Genomic DNA, 5,288 nt, shown 5'->3' with positions numbered 1-5,288 from the left:
TTAGCGGCCAAGCAGAAGGTCGATTACGATGGTTGGGGCACCTATTTCGTTGGCGATGATATGGATGACGACGAAGAAGACGATGAAGAAGATGACGGTTTTCCCCATTAAGCCTTTATCTCATCGGTGTCAGCGTCGCGCTTAATTCCCTCAAAGCCCACTTAATGTGGGCTTTGCTGTTTAAAGAGGCGTGGGTTTTAACAGCGCTGTGGTTTTTACAGCATTTGGGTGTTAACAACGCGTTAGTTTTTACTGCGTTTGGGTTTTAACAAGCCTTTGGCGTTCAAGGGCGCTTGCTTCTTGATTCAGCCCATGTTGTTGCCGCCGATGATATTGAGGCTGATATTGTTGCAGCTGATATTGTTGCAGCTGATATTGTTATGGCTGGCTAAAAGTCGCTTTAGTTGCGAGCCTAGCACTAGGCTGCGTGGTGAATGTCAAGCGCTCTCGGGGCTGGCAACCGCTACGGGCACCTCTGGCGCGGCTTGTGCTTCAGGGGAGTAGATCACGCTGCGATTGCGGCCGGTTTGCTTGGCCTCGTACAGTGCTTTATCGGAGCAGGAGATCCAATTGGAGCTGCTGCTAATATGTTTACCGATTTCGCAGATCCCTAAGCTGACGGTCACTTTAATGGTCAAGCCGTCAAAGGTCACGGTGGATTCGGCAATTCTCTCCCGCAGGCGCTCGGTAAAATGCCAAGCGTCAGCCCCACTGGTGTTGGGCATGACAACGGCAAACTCCTCGCCGCCATAACGCCCGGCGCGGTCGGTTTCCCGTAGGGATTGGCTTAACTGGTACGCAATATGGGCGATGACCTTGTCTCCTGCAACGTGGCCATAGGTATCGTTAATGTGCTTGAAATGGTCGATATCGATCATCACTAGGCTGGCAACACCTTGGTAGCGGGAAAATAAATCGTATTCATGGTCTAGACAGGTTTGCCAATGGCGTCGGTTATAAAGTTGAGTTAAGTCATCGGTTTGACTTAGATGCTCAAGTTGTTGATTAGCGGCTTTGAGCTGCAGTTTATTGACGGCGATGTCGGTCACGTCATAGATAATCATGCTGATATGGGTGATTTGCCCCGTGAGGGACGCTAACGGCAGCAGCGTGACATTTTGGTACATGTGATCGGCGCGGCCAGTAATGGGGCGATAGTTGTTGAACGTGAAGACGCAAGGTCTTTGCTCCCAACTAATAAAGGTCCGATTTTTAAGCATAAAAACCGATTCCATTTTTTGTTTTAACCAAGCAGCGGGTAAATCGGGCAGGCTAGTAAATAGGTTTTTACCTTTGATGGCATTAGGCGCAATCCCGCTGTGGTTTTCCATAAAACCATTCCACAACTGAATATGATAATCGCGATCTAACACCACGAGCCCTACCTCAATGGTTTGCACCATATCGATAAGCCAGTGTAGTTCGTTCATCGCGCCTTGATCGTTTGCCATAAGGTATTATCTCACTGATTAATCAATTAAATAGCCAAGTTTATAGCTAAGGGTGGGAATGGAGTCTTCGGTGAACAGTAATAACAAATCGCATTGAATATGATGATCTTCAATTCGATAGTTAATCTCCATCGCGAGGGTTCTTTGCCATTTTGCCGAGTTATCGTGGATGAGCTCATTGACGGTGCAATGTCTGCCGAGTACGACCGGATGGGCTTGGCTAAATTTCATGTCGAGCTGCTCAGAAATGCCATTTAGAAAGGCACCGATCAGCACGTTACCGGTGTCGATTAACACTTCAATTTCGGTATTGTTATCTTCAGGGTTGGCCAATCCCATGAGTTTGGCCATGTCCTTAAAACTTGAATCGTGGAACAGTAATAGGGCTTCACCAGCAACGCCCGCGCCGATAAATCCTTGGCAAAGCGCTGATACGGTTTCGCTTTCTTCTGTTGCCTTGAGCGCCATAGTCAGCTCGCTGACCTCGAGCACATTCACATTTGGAATGGGCAAGCGGACAAACACATTCAGTAATTTGGCTAAGAGATCGGCCGCGCGCCCCATGGCAATATTGGCGATTTCCTGACAGGCATCGCGCATATCCACTTGGATCATCGGGGCGCTATCGACCGCTGATCTTTGGGTGAGGGTCAGGATGCCATATTCCTGCAACGTGTGGCTGATAGCGTCGGCACTGACGGGTTTTTGAATAAAATCGAGGGCGCCGAGGGCTTTAACTCGTTCATGGGCTTTGATTTGAATATCACCGGAAACCACAATGATCAGTGCTGGCAGATCCTGCTGTTGCACGATTTGTAATACTTCATACCCATCCATGACCGGCATATTGAGATCCAGAAATACCACCTCACCTTTGCCGGCGCGGATAGCCTCTAAGCCTTCCGCGCCATTGGTGGCATAGGTAATGTCGACATCCCACTCCTTGGGGAGGGTGCGCGCGATTTGCTTGCGTGCCATCGCCGAATCGTCACAGATGAGTACTGATATTGTCATACTGACAGTTGATCCTTTTATGCCCATTAATTCACGATAATGGGATTGTTCGAGTGTCACTGCCCAGTGTTTGGCGCAGTGACACTGCTCATTTTGGTCGTTCAGCGTGTTTGTTCAGTCAATATTTGAGGCGCCAGAAGCCAATGTATTGGCCTGCGTCTGTGATTGAATGCTGCATCCGCGTTTCGTCAGAAACTGCGCAGGGTGCGATTACTGACCTTGGGTTTATCTCTGAACTTAGATTTATTACCGAGCTTAGGTTTATCTCTGAACTTAGATTTATTACCGAGCTTAGGTCTATCACTGAACTTAGATTTATTACCGAAGTTAGGTCTATCACCGAACTTAGATTTATTACCGAGCTTAGGTTCATAACCGAACCTAGATTTATTACCGAGCTTAGGTTTATTACTGAACTTAGATTTATTACCGAATTTAGGTCTATCACCGAACTTAGCTTTATCACTGAGCGGCATTGGCGCTCGGATTGTGTTCTGTTCCCTTATTGCGGCTGGGCAGTAGCGGCTTTGGGGTGTTCGCTGCGCACGTTATAAGTGATAGCGTTTGCAGTAAAAATCTATGTTATTTAGATGCTTATTGTTCATCTGTCATTATCGTCCATAGATTAACATAGACTTTAGCGCTGACGGCAGCTCAATGGCAATAGTTTGACCAACGTCAAAAAACAGCCACATGTTATCTCTTTTAGTGATTCATGCCAAATATGTTAACATTTCAACAGGCCTGACCAGTAAGGGAATATTTTATGAGTGAACCGTGCGTGCGAGTGACCATTGACGAAGGGATTGCCTATGTGCAGCTTAATCGTCCTGACAAAAAAAATGCAATTAATTACTTGATGTTTAAACAGTTGGATCGGGCTATTCAGCAGATCCGTCGCGATAGGCGCGTGCGAGCGGTGATCCTTTGCGGGGCGGGTGGTCACTTTAGCTCCGGACTCGATGTGAAAAGCGTCATGTCTTCACCATTGCAGGCGGTCAAACTGTTGTTTAAGTGGCTGCCAGGGAATGCCAATCTGGCGCAGCGGGTATCCCTTGGTTGGCAACGTTTGCCCGTGCCAGTGATAGCTGTACTTGATGGTTGCTGTTTTGGTGGTGGGATGCAGATTGCGCTCGGTGCCGATATCCGTATTGCTTCTGCAAACAGCCAATTATCCATTATGGAAGCCAAGTGGGGTCTTGTCCCCGATATGGCAGGATTAGTGGCGCTGCGGCAAATTATGCCGAAGGATCAGGCGCTGCTACTGAGCATGACGGCCAAGGTGCTCAGTGGTTCGCAGGCATTATCTTTAGGATTGGTGACTCAGCTAAGCGACAATCCGTTGCTCGCTGCCCAGCAATTGGCCAGCGAGCTTGGCCATACCTCTCCCGATGCTCTTGCGGCGATTAAGCTCAGCATTAACTCCAGTTGGTCGGCAAGGCTGCGGAGCCTTTTAAGTCGTGAATCCTTAAGTCAAATAAAACTGTTGCTTGGTTACAATCGCAAAATAGCGGCAGTGCGCCAACTTAAGGACCCCAATGCCGCTTATAAAGACAGGCAAGCTGGCTGGTAAAAGCCAAAAGCCAAGCAGGCTGGCTGCGCCGATGGGTCACTCGAATGAGTTAACATCAATGGGTTATTCGGCTGCGCTCATGCGGGCGGCAAACCCCTTGATGGTCGTTAGGCATTGTTGCCACGCACTCTCATTATCTAAATTGAGTGCGAGTAAGCTTTGGCGATAGTTGGGGGTGGCGTGGGTTACGGCTAAGGTTTGACGCTGAGCGGCGGTTTGCAATGAGGCCGGATGACCATCCGGCGATTGAATATCTAAAACCGGGATGGTGAGCTTAGCGAGCGCGGCGGCTAAGCCTTGGTTGCGTGCGTCATCCTCGCTATAGGGATTGATCACAATCAACACATCCGGCAGGGCCATTCTTTGCTCACTTATTAAGTAGATCAGCAAAGCGGCGCTTTGATCTGCGGTGATCAGTAGTCGTTTCCCGGGGTATTCTGCCCCGATTTTTTCCAGTTGGGACAAACTTTTAACCACAAAGTCTTCCTGTTGCAACTGGTATTGGCGCCGCTGCTCGGCGGGCACTTTGGGGCTGGGTTTATTGGCTAAGATGCTCAGCTGGGCGGTGCCAGCCGCGGCTATCTCGGTTGCGGCAGTGGCAAAATTGCTGGCGGGGAGCTCTCGTGGCGGAGTCAGGCTAAGGCTTGCCCAGCCGGCTGCGTTAATATTGCGCCGGACAAAGGCCATGAAACCCGGGGCGTCGGCGCTGCCATTGGTGGCGGGCAGAATAATGCTCGCGCCGCGTTTTTTTTTGCCTTCCCAAGGTCTCACTAAGAGTTCATAGGGCTGGTTATCTATGCTGATTTGCTTGATTTCGGGCTCGGGTAGATAACGGCTTGTGGGCGGATTAAGTGTCGGTGGATTAAGTATCGGCAAATTGGTTGTGGCCTCAGGCTGGCTGGGCGCGGTGGCCGCGTGTAGGTTAAAGGCCAGTAGGCTTAAGTACAGGCTACATAAACTCAAGAAAAACCGTCCCATAAAATCGTTTACTCTCTGTCGTGTTATCCAGTCACTGGCTGAGTATAACCTGAAGGCTCTCGTCATTGACGCAAGTTTTAGGGCTGATGTTGGGCATAGGCAGAAATTGGCGGCGTGAGTCACATAATGTTCAGGGATTAAGGTCGTGCAGGTTGGATAAATCAAACGCCCAGTCGAGTGCTGGGCGTTTGGGGGGGCGCTGGAGCCCTGTGGTGGTTTACACGTGGCTGACCAGCACCATTCTGATGGCATCGAGCTGCAGCTGAGTCTCT

At 49.6% G+C, this 5,288-nt stretch carries 4 protein-coding genes and 1 pseudogene; 2 read left to right on the top strand and 3 right to left on the bottom strand.

Annotation, left to right across the window (positions count from 1 at the left end):
- Positions 1–111, top strand: a pseudogene (locus ACRCZA_RS11830) (ribonuclease E inhibitor RraB); the annotation flags it as partial.
- A 326-nt stretch (positions 112–437) separates the two neighbouring features.
- On the opposite strand, the gene ACRCZA_RS11825 reads toward ACRCZA_RS11830, so the two are convergent.
- Both ACRCZA_RS11825 and ACRCZA_RS11820 read right to left on the bottom strand, forming a co-directional pair.
- Positions 438–1,451 (bottom strand): diguanylate cyclase, encoded by a 1,014-nt coding sequence (locus ACRCZA_RS11825; RefSeq protein ID WP_438674632.1) that lies wholly within the window; start codon positions 1,449–1,451, stop codon positions 438–440.
- Between the two features lie 18 nt (positions 1,452–1,469).
- Positions 1,470–2,465: a response regulator gene (locus ACRCZA_RS11820; protein ID WP_438674631.1), complete on the bottom strand. Its 996-nt coding sequence runs from the start codon at positions 2,463–2,465 to the stop codon at positions 1,470–1,472.
- A gap of 766 nt (positions 2,466–3,231) precedes the next feature.
- Here ACRCZA_RS11820 and ACRCZA_RS11815 point away from each other — a divergent pair.
- Positions 3,232–4,038, top strand: a complete 807-nt coding sequence (locus tag ACRCZA_RS11815; RefSeq protein ID WP_438674630.1) for a crotonase/enoyl-CoA hydratase family protein — start codon at positions 3,232–3,234, stop codon at positions 4,036–4,038.
- 63 nt (positions 4,039–4,101) lie between these two features.
- Here ACRCZA_RS11815 and ACRCZA_RS11810 read toward each other — a convergent pair whose 3' ends face one another.
- The gene (locus tag ACRCZA_RS11810; RefSeq protein WP_438674629.1) at positions 4,102–5,016 is read right to left on the bottom strand and encodes a DUF3530 family protein; all 915 of its coding nucleotides are present in this window, start codon (positions 5,014–5,016) and stop codon (positions 4,102–4,104) included.
- Positions 5,017–5,288: the final 272 nt, after the last annotated feature.

The organism is Shewanella sp. (genome assembly GCF_051658185.1).
In the GTDB taxonomy this organism is placed as follows: domain Bacteria; phylum Pseudomonadota; class Gammaproteobacteria; order Enterobacterales; family Shewanellaceae; genus Shewanella.
The sequence above is the reverse complement of the archived record's forward strand: the minus strand, read 5'-3'. Positions and strand labels throughout refer to the sequence as shown.

Coding starts and splice junctions, on each gene's coding strand:
- ACRCZA_RS11825 (WP_438674632.1), bottom strand. CDS start 1,451: ATGGCAAACGATCAAGGCGCGATGAACGAACTACACTGGCTTATCGAT.
- ACRCZA_RS11820 (WP_438674631.1), bottom strand. CDS start 2,465: ATGACAATATCAGTACTCATCTGTGACGATTCGGCGATGGCACGCAAG.
- ACRCZA_RS11815 (WP_438674630.1), top strand. CDS start 3,232: ATGAGTGAACCGTGCGTGCGAGTGACCATTGACGAAGGGATTGCCTAT.
- ACRCZA_RS11810 (WP_438674629.1), bottom strand. CDS start 5,016: ATGGGACGGTTTTTCTTGAGTTTATGTAGCCTGTACTTAAGCCTACTG.